The sequence below is a fragment of the Nocardia amikacinitolerans genome, from assembly GCF_900215415.1.
GTDB lineage: Bacteria > Actinomycetota > Actinomycetes > Mycobacteriales > Mycobacteriaceae > Nocardia > Nocardia amikacinitolerans.
On the sequence record NZ_OBEG01000006.1, the window covers coordinates 488,461 to 504,200 of the forward strand.

Consider the following 15,740-nt stretch of genomic DNA (forward strand, 5'->3'; position numbering starts at 1 on the left):
GTTTCATTGTGCTCCAATCCGAATCGCCGTCGTGTAGTGGCCATCGTTTTGCCGGTCGCACAGTTGGATCGCGGGGTGTACTTCTGGTGCTAAGCATCGACCGAACGCAACGGCCGCCGATACGGGCATGGCTGCAAATACGTGCAACAATCTCACACGTTTGAAGCCATCTTCTAGCTCAGATAGAAATAGGCGGCAAGCCTTTACGAAACCTACAAGCACGTTCGGGCCCGAAATGATATCGGGGTGCGCGATGCCCTTCACCTCGATGCCGAAGGTTGGCAAGCTCGCGAGCGCATCGGGAAGTTCGCGACGTTCAATAGTGCCAGATATATTTAGGATGAGCACTGCGCTGTCGAAATCTTCGCCCTTGGTGGGGGCTGATAGGGAAAAGGTAGCCTCTGCGTCTGGATTGGTCCATTGCCAATTTTCAGTGGCTCGATGACGTTGGTAGAGGTCGACAGGAACTGTGTCGTCCAGCGCCGCACCAAGGTAGACCAATAGAGGTAGTCGAGCAAAAGCAAAGACACTCAGATGGACTATATCGTCGTTCGACAATGCTTCGGTGACTTTGGTGCCGATTGCCTTGTCGATTGCAGCGCATGCGGACTCGTAGTACGCCGAGGATGGTCCCTCCTCACCCGGTATGTTTCGGATATCGATCTCGATCGAGTGCCGCACAGACAAGTCGAATTTTGGCATTCGTCCGGCGTTAGCCATGACTGCGGTGGCTACGGCGTCGCGCCCGACATCGACGGCGCGCCCGCGGAGCATGCCAACCATTCGGATCGGCGTAGTGCGGTCGTACTCGCCGAATCCTGTCACATGACGTACGCGTTCCTCGTGCTTGTATTTCAGCTGTCGCAAGAACTCGGGCGTGAATGCATCGCGAGATCCCAGTTTGTCAAGTTCGCTGTGTTCGTCGTCGCACAACAACATCAGGTTGTCGGCACTATCGCGTGCAGCTTGATCGAGGTCTTCATCGAGCCCTCGTGGTGACTTGGGGCTGGCTGTTTGGCCGATGATGTGTGCCGCTTCGCCAAAGGTCAACTCCCGGTACGCAAGTTGTCCTTCGAGTAAGTACCTCCGGCAGATCTGGCATCGCCCGCCGGCGCGGACCCACAACTTGAACCTCTCTTGCTCGGGGATCTTCGGTCGCCCGGGCACTACTCAGCTTCCCTTCGACTCGACCGCCGAGAGGGGTGACTGCGACGGGGCGTTTCCAAGCGCGCCTTCAAGGAGACAGTGGCATCGGGCATGTGGACCGTCCTCACGTCGTGAGCTTCGAGCAATGCGGGATCGCATTAGTGAGGCAGCTCACGGTTAGACGCCAGTCGAACATGTGTGCAACCATCGCGACGAAGACACTACGCTTGGTGTCCGACAATCTTCATGACCACAACATGTGGCGTGTCGCGGCTTCCTGTAGTTTCAAACCTCTATATCTAGTGACAATCGTCATACCTGATGCCGGCTCGGGGTGTTTCGCCAGCTCAGGGCCGGTGGGCAGCGCCTGTACGGTGCTCCTGCTATTCCAACTTCACCGTCGTCCGTAGCCGACGGCGATGTCCTTGTAGTACATCTCGACCTGGGTCGGGTGCGTGTCGGTGGCTTTGGCCTTCACGTGGTTGCGCGGCACCTTTCTGGTGCGGACGGTGCAGACCGGCTCGGTGCGCCAGGTATCGGAGGAATCGTCGAATCCCCAGGCCTCGGCGGCGTCGAGCGCGGGGAGCCGCTTGAACGGAGGTCAGCACATCTGCGAGCTGCTTCTCCAAGAACAGCAGGTATGGCAGCGTGACCTCGTCGAGGAAGTTCTCGCCGTCCACCACCACGTCGGCCGCGGCGGTGTGGTTGGCCCAGTCCTTGGTGGCGGTCACGACGAATAGGCGGGTAAGCGTGGCGGCGGTCTGCCGAAGCACCTCCTCGGACTTCACCTGCACCTGCGTCGCCTCCGTCGGAATACCGGCCCGCGCCGCGGCGATGTGTCTGGGCGCTCGATTCACATTGGGCGACGCCAGTTTCGGATCCCCGTCGTCGCTGTGGTGGCGGTGCCGGTGGCGGCGTGGAAGTACTGTCATTTTTTGCCGGTTGGCCTTCGCGGTGGCCGGTTCCGCTGCTGGTAGGGCCGTACTGATGGTGGTGGCGATGGGGCGAGTGGAGCTGTGATGCGCGGGATTTCTGCGACGGCGCGCGGTGGTGATGCCCACTTGCACAAGCGTTGTCGGCGGAGGTCCCCGTGCAGAAGACTGGGCGGATGTCACGTGAGGTGGAGCGGGAACTGCTGGAGCGGTGGACGGCGCTGGCAGGTCCGGCTGCCGAGCCGGTCGGGAGAGACCTGGTGCGGCGGTACAGCGAGCCGCACCGGCACTATCACACCGTCGAGCATTTGGCGGGCATGCTGCGCGTCATCGATGAGCTGGCCGACCAGGCCGAGGACGCGGCCGCCGTGCGGTACGCGGCGTTCTTTCACGACGCCGTGTACGCCGTCGACCGTGGTGACAACGAGGAACGCAGCGCCGAACTCGCTGAGGTTGCGCTCGAGAAACTGGGCGCGCCAACGGAACTCGTGCGCGAAGTCGGCCGACTGGTGCGTCTCACGAAATCCCATGATCCCGCGCCGGACGACCACAATGGCGGCGTCCTCTGCGACGCCGATCTCGCCGTACTGGCCGCCGACGAACCCGGCTACGCCGCGTACACCTCCGCCGTGCGTGCCGAATACGCGCACGTGCCGGAGGACCTGTACCGCGCGGGCCGCACCGCGATCCTCGAAAGCCTTGCCCGCCAGCCCCACTTGTTCCACACGGAATCCGCCAGGCGGCGCCTCGAACCCGTCGCCCGCGCCAACCTTCGGCGCGAACTCGACACCTTGGCCGAACCGCCGCGCTGAGCCCCGACGACACACCCGGCTTCGTCTCTGCGTGCGCACGCGTTGTGGCGCTGCGTTCAGGCCCGCGAGCCTCGACGGAAGCCCACTCTGTGGTTGCCACAGACCGTTTGCACGCCTCGCACAGGCGGTGCCTATGTGAGACGTGTGCAGGCTATGTGGCGCTGAGCTTGCGGTCTGCGTCCGCGCTCGGGGCTGCGGGGCGAATCACCTTGGTGGCGTGGGACGGTTGCACGCCGCGCAGAGTGCCGAAAGGTATGGGTAGCCGATCTGGGCTGCGCTCGACTCGCTCGGGCGAGGGCTCTTGGGCGGGCTCAGGTGATGATGAGAAGTTCGGTGGGAGAGGCGATTTCGGTTCGCAAGCCGGATTTCTCCGCGACTCGGGCCACGCCGCGGATGTCGGTCGGTTCGGCGCGGGTGAGGACCAGCGCGCGGGCCAGCAGACCCTTGTGGTGCTTGTTGAAATGGCTCACCACGGTGCGGGTTCCGTCGGGGTGCTCGGTGAGGACGTTCGCCGTGACGGCGCCGGGGACGCGGCCGAGCTGCTGGTAGGTGCCCGAGCGCAGGTCGACGACGAGTTCGCCCGCGGCTTCGGCCACCAGGGCGTCCGGTAGGACGTCGCGCCACACAGCCGAGAGGGTCGGCAGGCCGGGCAGCTTGGAGCCGCCGGAGAGGCGGTAGGCGGGGATCGGGTCGCCCGCGCGCACCGCGCCGAACAGCGCCGACCCGATGCCGAGCCGCGCGTACGCCTTGGCGCGCTGGACCTTGGTGAACGACTTCGCGTCCAGCGCGTCGTAGAGGACGCCGGTGTAGCGCTCCAGCGCGGGCCGGGTCGCGGCCGTGCGCAGCGCCGCGTTCCTGGCGATCTCGGCGTCGGCCCCCTTACCGAGACCGAGCGCGGCACGGGAGGCGTCCGGATCGGCGGCCAGCTGCACCAGTTCGGTCACCAGCTTGTCGCGCACCGGCGTGAGCTGCGGCATGGCGAGCAAGTCCAGGTCGAGCGGCCCGCCCGCGCCGCCGTCGGACTTGGTTTCGGAGGGAGGTAGCAGCACCAGCACGAGGCGATACGGTACCGGCGCGCGTCGCGGCTGACCGGAGCCGGTGGCGCGACGTGGCCGCCAGAGCTCTGGATCGCCACCGGAATGGATACGGCGCGTGCGCCGACAGGCGCATGAAGTAGGAACCGGGGGCGTGTCGAGCGTGGAGGGCGGAGCGGCCGCTCACGCCCAGGGTTCACGCCGAAACGGGGCAGCGCGTGTCGGCGGAAGGCCAGCAGCGCAACGTGATCTGGTAGACCTTCGAACTCGGCTCGAGGGCGTCGGCGCATCGCGATCTGGTAGACCCCGAACTCGGCTCGGGGGAGCACCCTACCTAGGGCTGGTGAGCAACTGAGTCGCCAGCGGCGGCGTGGGCCACGGAGGCCGCTGAGCTGAAGCCGATGCCGCAGCGGGTGCGTGCATGATCCCTCGGACCGAAGGTGGACGCTGGAGGCCAGTCCCTGCCTAGTCTCGCCAGGTGATGCTGGAACCGGCATGGCGTGCACTGGCAGGGCAGTACTTGGGTGCCTATGGGCCGTGCGAATGGCCTCCAGGGGCCAGCCGAGTCTCGATGGAGCGCTCTGGCCGTATAGGCCCCTGAGCTGACGCGACAAGAGCTGCGCAGGAGCCGGTGCGGGCGATCCGGGTGTCGCGGCACGGCCGAATAGTGCCGAAACAGCGACCCCGCGAACTCCCGCGAACCGATAGCCGTAGCGCGCCGCGATCATGAAGACCTCCGGCGCGCCCCGAAATGGATAACGCGTTGCGGAGGGGCGGTGGCCGGAGACTACGCTGTGCACCCGTGATCACCCGCCTCTCCCACCTCTTCCTGCGTACCCTGCGCGACGACCCCGCCGACGCCGAGGTGCCCAGTCACAAACTTCTCGTGCGCGCCGGATATGTCCGCCGCATCGCCCCCGGCGTCTACTCGTGGCTGCCGCTGGGCCTGAAGGTGCTGCGCAAGATCGAGGACGTCGTCCGGGAGGAGATGAACGGCATCGGCGCGCAGGAGATCTCGCTGCCCGCGCTGCTGCCGCGCGACCCGTACGAGACCACCAACCGGTGGACCGAGTACGGCGACGCGCTGTTCCGGCTGCAGGATCGCAAGGGCGCGGACTACCTGCTCGGCCCGACCCACGAGGAGCTGTTCGCCCTCACCGTGAAGGGCGAGTACAACTCGTACAAGGATCTGCCCGTTGCGCTGTACCAGATCCAGACCAAGTACCGCGACGAGGAGCGGCCCCGCGCGGGCATCCTGCGCGGGCGCGAGTTCATCATGAAGGACTCCTACTCCTTCGACCTCGACGAGGACGGCCTGAAGGCCAGCTACAACGCGCACCGCGAGGCCTACCAGCGCATCTTCGACCGGCTCGGCGTCAAGTACGTGATCGTGGCCGCCACCTCGGGCGCGATGGGCGGCAGCGCCTCGGAAGAATTCCTCGCCGACAGCCCCGTGGGTGAGGACACCTACGTGATCTGCCGCGAGTCCGGCTATGCGGCCAATGTGGAGGCGGTGATCACGCCCGCTCCCGAAGCGCAGCCGATCGAGGGCAGGCCCGAGGCCGTCGTGCACGACACCCCGCACACCCCGACCATCGCGACGCTGGTCGAGTGGGCCAACGCGGCGGGCATCGCCGAGCAGTACGGCAGGCCCGTCACCGCGGCCGACACCCTGAAGAACGTGATGGTCAAGCTGCGCCACCCGGACGGCAAGACCGAGATCGTCGGCATCGGCATCCCCGGCGACCGCGAGGTGGACGACAAGCGTCTCGGCGCGTCCATCGAGCCCGCCGAGGTCGAGCTGCTCACCGAGGCCGACTTCGCCGCCAACCCGTTCCTGGTGAAGGGCTACATCGGTCCGAAGGCGTTGCAGGAGAACGGCATCCGCTACCTGGTCGATCCCAGGGTGGTGACCGGCACGTCTTGGATCACCGGCGCGGACAGCGAGGGCAAGCACGTGGTCGGCCTGCTCGCCGGCCGCGACTTCACCCCGGACGGCACCATCGAGGCCGCCGAGGTCCGCGACGGCGACCCCTCGCCGGACGGGCGGGGCACGCTGGTGTCCGCGCGCGGCATCGAGATCGGGCACATCTTCCAGCTCGGCTACAAGTACACCGACGCGTTCGAGGTCGACGTGCTCGGCGAGAACGGCAAGCCGGTGCGGTTGATCATGGGCTCCTACGGCGTCGGTATCTCGCGGATGGTCGCGGTGATCGCCGAGCAGCAGCACGACGAGAAGGGTCTGCGCTGGCCCGCCGAGATCGCGCCGTTCGACGTGCACGTCGTCATCGCGAACAAGGACGAGGCGGCCCGCGCGGGCGCCGAGGACGTGGTGTCCGGCCTGCACGCGCGGGGCATGGACGTGCTCTTCGACGACCGCACCGCCTCGCCCGGCGTGAAGTTCAAGGACGCCGAACTCCTCGGTATGCCTTGGGTTCTCGTCATCGGCCGCGGCTGGGCCGAGGGCAAGGTGGAACTGCGCAATCGCTTCACCGGCGAGGCCGAGGAGATTCCGGCCGACTCGGCCGTCGAGACGGTGGTCGCGAAGATCCGCGGCTGATACAAGCATCCCATTCGCCGCCCCGGTCCCCAGTGGAGACCGGGGCGGCGGTCGTTTCGGGCCGACCAGGCGCTCGACGGTCGTCCTGGGCTGCCGTCGACCCTGCGACCCCGCGGCCAACCGCGTGTGCGGACCATGAGGAGTAGTCCCACGGCGGCCCCCCTCTATCGCCTCCTCGATCGTTCCGTGGTGAGAAGGTTGGACACTAGCCTTCTCCTTACGCTTCCGTAGCCTGCATTTGCTGGTCAGCGAACCGGCGGACCACCCACACGCTGCTATTACCCGCTGGTAAGTTAACCGGCATGACGAACACCGAGGCGTTGTTGTTCAACCCCGCCACCTACGATCCGCAGCATTTCGACGCGGAGACCCGCCGCCTGCTGAAGGCCACCATCGAGTGGTTCGAGAGCCGCGGGAAGCGGCAGCTGCTCGCCGACGATCACAACGCCGTATTCACCGCGGACTTCCTCGAGTTCGTCGCGAAGGAGAAGCTCTTCGCTACCTTCCTGACTCCCGCCGCGTACGCCGACGGCGACGAGAACCGCCGCTGGGACGCCGCGCGCAACGCCGCTCTCTCGGAGATCTTCGGCTTCTACGGCCTGGCCTACTGGTACGCCGAGCAGGTGACCATCCTCGGCCTCGGACCGATCTGGCAGAGCGACAACGAGGCGGCCAAGCGGCGCGCGGCCGCCGACCTGGCCGACGGACAGGTGATGGCCTTCGCGCTGTCCGAGCAGTCGCACGGCGCGGACATCTACAACACCGACATGGTGCTCACCCCCACCGAGCCGGGCAGCGCCGACGCCGAGGCCGGAATCCTGTTCCGCGCCAACGGCGCCAAGTACTACATCGGCAACGGCAATGTGGCGAGCATGGTTTCGGTGTTCTCCCGTCGCGGTGACATCGAGGGCGCCGACGGCTACATCTGGTTCGCCGCGGACAGCCGCCACGAGAACTACCACCTCATCGACAACGTCGTGAACGAGCAGATGTACGTCAGCACGTTCCGGCTGGAGAACTACCCGGTGCGCGCCGAGGGCATCCTGCACGCCGGCCCCGAGGCGTTCTCCGCGGCGCTGAACACGGTCAACGTCGGCAAGTTCAACCTGTGCCACGGCGGCATCGGCATGGTGGAGCACTCCTTCTACGAGGCCATCACGCACGCCAACAACCGGGTTCTCTACGGCAAGCTGGTCACCGACTTCCCGCACGTGCGTGGCAATTTCGTCGACGCCTACAGCCGCATCGTCGCGATGAAGCTGTTCAGCGACCGCGCCGTGGACTACTTCCGCACCGCGAGCCTGGACGACCGGCGCTACCTGCTGTTCAACCCGATGACCAAGTCCAAGGTGACCTCCGAGGGCGAGGTCGTCATGACCTTGCTGCTGGATGTGCTCGCGGCCAAGGGCTTCGAGAAGAACACCTACTTCAACGAGGTGCAGCGCCTGATCAACACCCTGCCCCGGCTCGAGGGCACGGTGCACGTGAACGTCGGGCAGATCCTCAAGTTCCTGCCCAACTACCTGTTCAACCCGAAGGACTACCCCGAGGTCGGCACCCGCCAGGACGCGGCCGACGACGAGTTCTTCTGGCGGCAGGGCCCGGCGCGCGGCGCGGGCCGGGTGCAGTTCGCGGACTGGAACCCGGTGTACCAGAAGCACTCCGACGTCGCGAACGTGGCGCGCTTCTACGAGCAGGCCACGGCGCTGCGCGAGCTGATGGCCACCGCGGCCCCCGGCGAGGCGCAGCAGCAGGACCTGGACTTCATGCTCACCATCGGCCACCTGTTCTCCCTGGTGGTCTACGGCCAGCTGATCCTGGAACAGGCCGCGATCACCGGTCTGGACCGCGACGTGCTCGACCAGATCTTCGACTTCCAGATCCGTGACTTCAACGCGCACGCCACCACCCTGTACGGCAAGGCGTCCGCCACCGCCGCGCAGCGGGAGTGGGCCGTGGCGGCGCTGCGCACCCCGGCGGTCGACCGGGAGCGTTTCGACCGGGTGTGGGCCCAGGTGGCGTCCTACGACGGCGCCTACGAGATGCGCCCCTGAGTGAGCCGGGTGCGGCCGAATGCGCTTCGGCCGCACCCGCTTTCGTTCTTCGGCCGGACCGTGGTCGAGGCACGCGAGCCGGGACTTGGTCGCGCGACGGGTGGTCGACGCCGCCTGGTCGTGCGCAGTTGGATGCCCTCAGCCGCGTGCGCGACCGGTGGTCGACGCTGCCAGGCTCGTGCACAGCTGGATGGCCCCAGCCGCGTGCGGCGGCGTGCCGAGGGCGGCGAACGTCGGGCTATCCGACGGGTCTCACGGCTTGCCGGGGAAGGCGACGGTCGGCGGGTTCGTGCCGAGAATCGCCTGCCACGCGGCCATGCGCAGCGCGCATTCGGTGAGCGCGTCGATGCCGATGCGGCGGTTCGGCTCGGACGCGCCGTGCTCGACCACCGCGCGCCAGGCGATGGCGGTGTCGTTCTCGACGGTGACGGCAAGTCGCGCCGCGTCGATGGGGCCGTCCACCGGGAACGGGATCGTGTAGGCGGGCTCCGGCGGCGGCACGCTCGCCCCCGCCGCGCGCAGCGCGTCGACGGTGGTGTCGCGGCGGGCCCGATGCGCCGCGGTGTTCTCGGCGATGAGGCGATCACGTTCCGCGGAGGCGAAGGCGGCGATCACGCCGTAGGCGTAGACAGCGGCGTTCTCGGCGGCGAGCGCGTCGAGCAGGGCTTGGCGTTCGGCGTCGGTCATGCCAGCAGCACCCCGGCGTGCGCGGCGCAGGACGCGCTGATCGAGGCGAGCAGACCCGCGCGGTAACCGGACTGGGTCACCGCGAGATCGGCCGCGGATTTGCGGGAGCGGGCGAGCTGCTCGCGCAACTGGTCGAGGCTCGGCGGGGAGATCGGTGGTACGTCCGTACCCGTCGGCTCCGGGCCGGTCGTGACCGCGGCGAACGGCAGGGCGTTGTCCCGCGTCTTGCGCGCCGGGGTGGTCCCGTCGCCGTAGACGCCGACGGCGCGGGCGATCTCGGTCCGCAGCGCGTCCGCGTGCGCGGTGCGTTCGTTCGCGATCGTGCTCAGCGCGGTCTGCCGCTGCGGGGCGAGCGCGATCGCCGCGGTCGCCGCCGCGGCGTCGGTGCGAGCCATGACCTCTTGTGCGGCAAGCGGATCCGGTTCGTAGACGGTTTCGTCCGCACAGCCCGTCACGGCGCCGAGCGCGAGGGCGCCGACCGCTCCGCCGCCCGCGAGCCGCAACGCGGTGCGGCGGTCGACGAGGGGGACGCGGTGCGCGCCGGTGTCCTGGGACGCGTGCCGGTCGACCCGGCTGCCGAAGGTGCGCCCGGCCGAGGGCGGGGCGAGGAGGCGGAGAGGCACGGCACCATCGTGCCAGACCGGTCCGACCACTCCGTTCACGCCGAGCGACCCGCCCTGCGCGCCGCGCACCCGGGACGCATGTCTCGGCCCGATGGTCCTTTACACTCTCGTGGCGCGTTACGCTAGACCTTCGGTACAGAAAATTCCGACCGCGTCACAACTGAACCAGGAGCCGCCCCACATGCCGATGCCGACCGAGGAAAGGGTGAGCCAGCTAGTTGCTGGGCTCGTCGAACGCCGGGGATTCGACCTCGAGGGCGTCGAGATCTCGACGGCAGGCAAGCACGCGGACGCGCAGGCCAAGGTCAAGGTCACTGTCGACAGCGACGGTACCGCCGATCTCGACACCATCGCCACCCTCAGCTCGGAACTCTCGCTGCTGCTCGACGACGCGGGCGAATTCGGCGAGACGCCCTATCTGCTGGAAGTCTCGACCCCCGGCATCGACCGTCCGCTCACCGCCGACCGGCACTGGCGCCGCGCGCAGGGCCGCAAGGTGCGCGTCACACTCAGACCGGGGGCCGAGCCACCGGATCCGGGCGGCTCGGCGCGGTTCGAGGCGCGAGTCGGTGCGCTGGGGCAGGATTCGGTGGCGCTGGTACTCGGCGGCAAACGCAACCCGCACCGGGTGCACGTGCCGCTGGCCGATATCGCCGAGGCCGTCGTCCAGGTCGAGTTCTCCGCGCCCGGCGAGCGAGAGCTGGAGCTGGCGGGTGGGGTGGCGCCCGGTCGTCCGAAACCGGGGCACGAAGACGATGCTCTCGCGGTCGACGACGCCGCGGATGCCCGAGGAAACACCGATGCACTACCCGTAACAGCGTCCGATTCGACCGAAGGGATCGTGGAATGAACATCGAAATCGAAGCCCTGCGCGCGATCGTCGCCGACAAGGGGATCTCGATCGAGACGGTGATCTCCGCGATCGAGTCGGCGCTGCTGACCGCCTATCGGCACACCGAGGGCCACCAGCCCAACGCGCGCATCGACATCAACCAGAAGACCGGCGTTGTGCGCGTGATGGCGCGCGAACTCGACGCCGACGGCAACGTGATCTCCGAATGGGACGACACCCCAGAGGGTTTCGGCCGGATCGCGGCGACCACCGCGCGCCAGGTGGTGCTGCAGCGGCTGCGCGACGCGGAGAACGAGAAGTCCTTCGGCGAGTTCTCCACCCACGAGGGCGACATCGTCGGCGGTGTGGTGCAGCGCGACGCGCGCGCCAACGCCCGCGGCACCGTGGTGGTGCGCATCGGCAGCGAACTGCACGGCACCGAGGGCCTGATCCCGCCCGCCGAGCAGGTGCCCGGCGAGACCTACGAGCACGGCGATCGCATCAAGTGCTACGTGGTCGGCGTCTCCCGCGGCCCGCGCGGCCCGCAGATCACCCTCTCGCGCACCCACCCGAATCTGGTGCGCAGACTTTTCGCGCTGGAGGTCCCCGAGATCGCCGACGGCTCGGTCGAGATCGTCGCGGTGGCCCGCGAGGCCGGGCACCGCTCCAAGATCGCCGTGCGCTCCACCGTGCCGGGCGTCAACGCCAAGGGCGCCTGTATCGGCCCGATGGGCCAGCGCGTGCGCAACGTGATGAGCGAGCTGGCAGGCGAGAAGATCGACATCATCGATTACGCCGAGGATCCGGCCGCCTTCGTCGGCAACGCGCTCTCGCCGTCGAAAGTGGTTTCCGTCACTATCGTCGATCCCGACGCGCGGGCCGCCCGCGTCGTCGTGCCCGACTTCCAGCTCTCGCTCGCCATCGGCAAGGAAGGGCAGAATGCCCGCTTGGCCGCGCGTTTGACCGGCTGGCGCATCGATATTCGCAGCGACGCGGCCCCGGACGTGGGCGGCGGCGTGCGGACGGAGGCGCATCGCAGTTGAGCGAAGCTCACACCGCGAACAGGGAATCCCGCCCCGGGGATGACATGTTGGTAACTTCCGCGGGGGAGGGGTTCGGCGTTCGGGGCCGGGCAGCGGTACAGTGGTCCAAGGTTCAGCACGAGCCTTCGGCTTCTTTGCCCGAACGCACCACCGATCGACTCCCCGCTTCCGAGCGGCGGTCGGCCCCGGTGCGCACGTGCATCGGATGCCGGAAGCGCGAGTTGGCCGTCGATCTGTTGCGGATCGTGGCACAAGATCGGGAAACCGGCGACGGATCCCGTATCGTCGTGATCGTTCCCGATCCGCGGCGCAGACTTCCCGGGAGGGGTGCCTGGTTGCACCCCCTTTCGTCTTGTCTGAGCACCGCAGAACGGCGCCGAGCATTCGGCAGAGCACTACGAGTGTCCGGACATCTGGATATCTCAGCCCTGGAGCATTACCTCGAGAACAGGCACGAGCACTCATGAGCACACCGTGAAGTACCAACGATGAACGTCCATCGGAGATAACCCGAGGTCGTGCGGGCCGCCGTCCCCTGAAACGGTGGCACTGCTCGACCTCTCAGTGAGGAGAGCAGTGGCAGGCAAGGCCCGCGTGCACGAGTTGGCAAAAGAACTCGGTGTCACGAGTAAAGAACTACTCGCAACGCTCAAGGAGCAGGGCGAGTTCGTGAAGTCGGCGTCCTCGACGGTGGAAGCGCCCGTCGCGCGTCGGCTGCGCGAGTCGCTGGCGGCGAAGTCCGCGCCGGCGGGAGACGCCAAGTCCGGGGCGCGCCCCGGGCCCGCTTCGTCGGCCCGTCCGGCCGCGAAGCCCGCCGCGGGCGGCCCACGCCCCGGCCCACGTACCCCGGCTCCGGCGCAAGCCGCCGCGTCGTCCCCGGCCGCGCCTGCGGCCCAGGCCGCCGCTGCGACTCCCAGCCCGGCCACCACCCGTCCCGGCGACGGCGTTCGCCCCGGTCCGGCCGTGAAGCCGGGCCCGGCGACGCCCGCGCAGGACTCGGCGCCCGCCGCCAAGGCCGCGCCCGCTCCGTCCGGTCCGCGCCCGACCCCTGGTGCGCCGCGTCCGGGCCAGCAGCAGCGTCCCGGTGCGCCCGCGCAGGGTGGTCCGCGCCCCGGTGGGCCGAAGCCAGGTCCCAAGACCCCGCGCGTCGGTAACAACCCCTACTCGTCGACGCCCGCGCCCGAGCGCGCCCCGCGTCCGGCGTCCCAGGGCGGTCCGCGTCCGGGTCCGGCCCAGGGCGGTCCCCGTCCGGGTCCGGCCCAGGGTGGCCCGCGTCCGGGTCCCGCTCAGGGTGGCCCGCGTCCGGGTCCGGCCCAGGGTGGCCCGCGTCCTGGTCCCGGCCAGGCCGGTCCGCGTCCGGCCGCTGCCCAGGGTGGCGGCGCCCGTCCCGGCGGTCCGCGTCCGAGCCCCGGCTCGATGCCCCCGCGCCCGAATCCCGGTGCGATGCCGCAGCGTTCGGCCCGTCCGGGTCCCGGCGGCGCCGGTGCGGGTCGTCCCGGTCGTCCGGGTGGCGGCGCCGGTGGCGCCGGTCGTCCCGGCGGCGGTGGCGGCGGCTACCGCGGTGGCGGCGGCGGTACCGGTGCGCCCGGTGCCGGTGCGGGTGCTCCCGCGGCCGGTGGTTTCCGTGGTCGTCCCGGTGGCGGCGGCGGTCGTCCCGGCGGTCCCGGTGGCCGTGGCGGTGCGGCCGGTGCGTTCGGTCGTCCCGGTGGTGCGCCGCGTCGTGGCCGCAAGTCGAAGCGGGCGAAGCGCGCCGAGTACGAGTCGATGCAGGCGCCCGCCGTCGGCGGCGTGCGGCTGCCGCGCGGCAACGGCGAGATCATCCGGCTCGCCCGCGGCGCGTCGCTGTCCGACTTCGCCGAGAAGATCGACGCGAACCCGGCCGCCTTGGTCCAAGCGCTGTTCAACCTCGGTGAGATGGTCACCGCGACCCAGTCGGTGAACGACGAGACCCTCGAGCTGCTCGGCAGCGAGATGAACTACGTCGTGCACGTGGTCAGCCCCGAGGACGAGGACCGCGAGCTGCTGGAGAGCTTCGACCTCACCTACGGCGAGGACGAGGGCGACGAGGAGGACCTGCAGGTCCGTCCGCCGGTGGTGACCGTCATGGGTCACGTCGACCACGGTAAGACCCGACTGCTGGACACGATCCGCAAGGCCAACGTCCGCGAGGGCGAGGCCGGTGGCATCACCCAGCACATCGGCGCCTACCAGGTGATGACCCACCTCGGCGACGACGACCGGCTGATCACCTTCATCGACACCCCGGGTCACGAGGCGTTCACCGCCATGCGTGCCCGCGGTGCGAAGGCCACCGACATCGCGATCCTGGTGGTCGCCGCCGACGACGGCGTCATGCCGCAGACGGTGGAGGCGATCAACCACGCGCAGGCGGCCGACGTGCCGATCGTCGTGGCGGTCAACAAGATCGACAAGGAAGGCGCGAACCCGGAGAAGATCCGGCAGCAGCTGACCGAGTACAACCTGGTGGCCGAGGAGTACGGCGGCGACACGATGTTCGTCGACATCTCCGCCAAGCAGGGCACCAACATCGACGCACTGCTCGAGGCCGTCCTGCTCACCGCGGACGCCGCCCTCGACCTGCGCGCCAACCCGGACATGGACGCCCAGGGTGTCGCCATCGAGGCGCACCTCGACCGCGGCCGTGGTCCGGTGGCGACCGTGCTCATCCAGCGCGGCACGCTGCGCGTCGGCGACTCGATCGTGGCGGGCGACGCCTACGGTCGCGTGCGCCGCATGGTCGACGAGCACGGCGACGACGTCGAGGCGGCGCTGCCGTCGCGGCCCGTCCAGGTCGTCGGTTTCACCTCGGTGCCCGGCGCCGGTGACAACCTGCTCGTCGTCGACGAGGACCGCATCGCTCGCCAGATCGCCGACCGCCGCAATGCGCGCAAGCGCAACGCGCTGGCCGCGCGCAGCCGCAAGCGGATCAGCCTGGAAGATCTGGATGCCGCGCTGAAGGAGACTTCGGAGCTGAACCTGATCCTCAAGGGCGACAACTCCGGTACCGTCGAGGCCCTCGAAGAGGCCCTCATGGGTATCGAGGTCGGCGAGGAGGTGCGCCTGCGGGTCATCGACCGCGGTGTCGGTGGCGTCACCGAGACCAACGTCAACCTGGCCTCGGCGTCGAACGCGATCATCATCGGGTTCAACGTGCGCGCCGAGGGCAAGGCGACCGAGCTGGCCAACCGCGAGGGCGTCGACATCCGGTACTACTCGGTGATCTACCAGGCCATCGACGAGATCGAGAAGGCCCTCAAGGGCATGCTCAAGCCGATCTACGAAGAGGTCGAGCTGGGTCGCGCCGAGATCAGGGCCATCTTCCGCTCGTCGAAGGTCGGCAACATCGCGGGCTGCATGGTCACCTCCGGGTCGGTCAAGCGCAACGCCAAGGCGCGTCTGCTGCGCGACAACGTGGTGATCGCCGAGACCGTCACCATCTCCTCGCTGAAGCGGGAGAAGGACGACGCGACCGAGGTCCGCGAGGGCTTCGAGTGCGGTATGACGCTGACTTACTCCGATATCAAGGAGGGCGACGTCATCGAGGCGTACGAGCTCCGCGAGAAGCCGCGCGACTGACCGGTCCGAGTATTCGAACACCGCACCAGCGTCCGAGGCCCCGCCCACCCGGCGAGGTGCCGGGCGCGAGGTGCGGTGTTCGGTTCGGCCTAGAACACTGAAAGGTGTGTGGGTGTACCTAGGTGCACTGGAGTTCGACATCCTGCTCGGCGACGTGCACTCGCTGAAGGAGAAGCGGTCGGTCATCCGGCCGATACTCGCCGAGCTGCAACGCTTCGGTGTGAGCGCGGCCGAGGGCGGGGAACACGATCGGTACCGGCGCTCGTTGCTGGGAGTGGCCATGGTCAGTGCCGGCATGGATCACCTGACCGAGGTGCTCGACAAATGTGAGAGGCACGTCGCGGCGCGCCCGGAGTTACAGTTGCTGGCAGTACGCCGCCGGATCTTCGGGCCCGAGGACTAAGGCCCGCGACGCCAACC

At 68.5% G+C, this 15,740-nt stretch carries 13 protein-coding genes; 8 read left to right on the plus strand and 5 right to left on the minus strand.

The genetic code is table 11. The features are described from left to right. Nucleotides 1-3: 3 nt before the first annotated feature. Both CRP45_RS33540 and CRP45_RS34055 read right to left on the minus strand, forming a co-directional pair. The gene (locus CRP45_RS33540) at nucleotides 4-1,050 is read right to left on the minus strand and encodes an SAVED domain-containing protein (protein ID WP_143861551.1); all 1,047 of its coding nucleotides are present in this window, start codon (nucleotides 1,048-1,050) and stop codon (nucleotides 4-6) included. 479 nt (nucleotides 1,051-1,529) lie between these two features. Next, entirely contained in the window at nucleotides 1,530-2,207 is a 678-nt protein-coding gene (locus CRP45_RS34055; protein ID WP_179831030.1) for a DUF7873 family protein, read from the minus strand. A gap of 47 nt (nucleotides 2,208-2,254) precedes the next feature. On the opposite strand from CRP45_RS34055, the gene CRP45_RS26860 reads away from it, so the two are divergent. Continuing rightward, entirely contained in the window at nucleotides 2,255-2,890 is a 636-nt protein-coding gene (locus tag CRP45_RS26860; protein ID WP_097247512.1) for an HD domain-containing protein, read from the plus strand. Nucleotides 2,891-3,201: 311 nt separating this feature from the next. Here the strand turns inward: CRP45_RS26860 and yaaA are convergent, their stop codons facing one another. Beyond that, the gene (gene yaaA, locus CRP45_RS26865; RefSeq protein ID WP_097247513.1) at nucleotides 3,202-3,945 is read right to left on the minus strand and encodes a peroxide stress protein YaaA; all 744 of its coding nucleotides are present in this window, start codon (nucleotides 3,943-3,945) and stop codon (nucleotides 3,202-3,204) included. 781 nt (nucleotides 3,946-4,726) lie between these two features. On the opposite strand from yaaA, the gene CRP45_RS26870 reads away from it, so the two are divergent. Both CRP45_RS26870 and CRP45_RS26875 read left to right on the plus strand, forming a co-directional pair. Then, nucleotides 4,727-6,484 (plus strand): proline--tRNA ligase, encoded by a 1,758-nt coding sequence (locus CRP45_RS26870; RefSeq protein WP_067782417.1) that lies wholly within the window; start codon nucleotides 4,727-4,729, stop codon nucleotides 6,482-6,484. A 302-nt stretch (nucleotides 6,485-6,786) separates the two neighbouring features. Further along, nucleotides 6,787-8,538, plus strand: a complete 1,752-nt coding sequence (locus CRP45_RS26875) for an acyl-CoA dehydrogenase family protein (RefSeq protein WP_097247514.1) — start codon at nucleotides 6,787-6,789, stop codon at nucleotides 8,536-8,538. Between the two features lie 252 nt (nucleotides 8,539-8,790). Here CRP45_RS26875 and CRP45_RS26880 read toward each other — a convergent pair whose 3' ends face one another. Further along, on the minus strand, nucleotides 8,791-9,225 hold the full coding sequence (locus CRP45_RS26880) for a ferritin-like domain-containing protein (RefSeq protein WP_097247515.1): 435 nt from the start codon (nucleotides 9,223-9,225) through the stop codon (nucleotides 8,791-8,793). Beyond that, a complete protein-coding gene (locus tag CRP45_RS26885; RefSeq protein ID WP_308209796.1) occupies nucleotides 9,222-9,848 on the minus strand; it encodes a hypothetical protein in 627 nt (208 codons plus the stop codon). Before CRP45_RS26885 ends, CRP45_RS26880 begins: the two co-directional genes overlap by 4 nt. A 181-nt stretch (nucleotides 9,849-10,029) precedes the next feature. Here CRP45_RS26885 and rimP point away from each other — a divergent pair, with 181 nt between their 5' ends. The 5 genes from rimP to CRP45_RS26910 all read left to right on the plus strand — a co-directional run bounded on the left by rimP (nucleotide 10,030) and on the right by CRP45_RS26910 (nucleotide 15,723). Beyond that, entirely contained in the window at nucleotides 10,030-10,698 is a 669-nt protein-coding gene (gene rimP, locus CRP45_RS26890; protein ID WP_097247516.1) for a ribosome maturation factor RimP, read from the plus strand. Next, entirely contained in the window at nucleotides 10,695-11,723 is a 1,029-nt protein-coding gene (gene nusA, locus CRP45_RS26895; RefSeq protein ID WP_067782429.1) for a transcription termination factor NusA, read from the plus strand. The genes rimP and nusA overlap by 4 nt, the downstream gene beginning before the upstream one ends. 134 nt (nucleotides 11,724-11,857) lie before the next feature. Continuing rightward, complete coding sequence (locus CRP45_RS26900) at nucleotides 11,858-12,190, plus strand: YlxR family protein (RefSeq protein WP_084482749.1); 333 nt, start codon at nucleotides 11,858-11,860, stop codon at nucleotides 12,188-12,190. Nucleotides 12,191-12,299: 109 nt separating this feature from the next. Next, nucleotides 12,300-15,320, plus strand: coding sequence for a translation initiation factor IF-2 (gene infB, locus CRP45_RS26905; protein WP_097247517.1), 3,021 nt, complete (start codon nucleotides 12,300-12,302; stop codon nucleotides 15,318-15,320). Between the two features lie 112 nt (nucleotides 15,321-15,432). Continuing rightward, complete coding sequence (locus CRP45_RS26910; RefSeq protein ID WP_067782782.1) at nucleotides 15,433-15,723, plus strand: DUF503 domain-containing protein; 291 nt, start codon at nucleotides 15,433-15,435, stop codon at nucleotides 15,721-15,723. Nucleotides 15,724-15,740 lie beyond the last annotated feature (17 nt).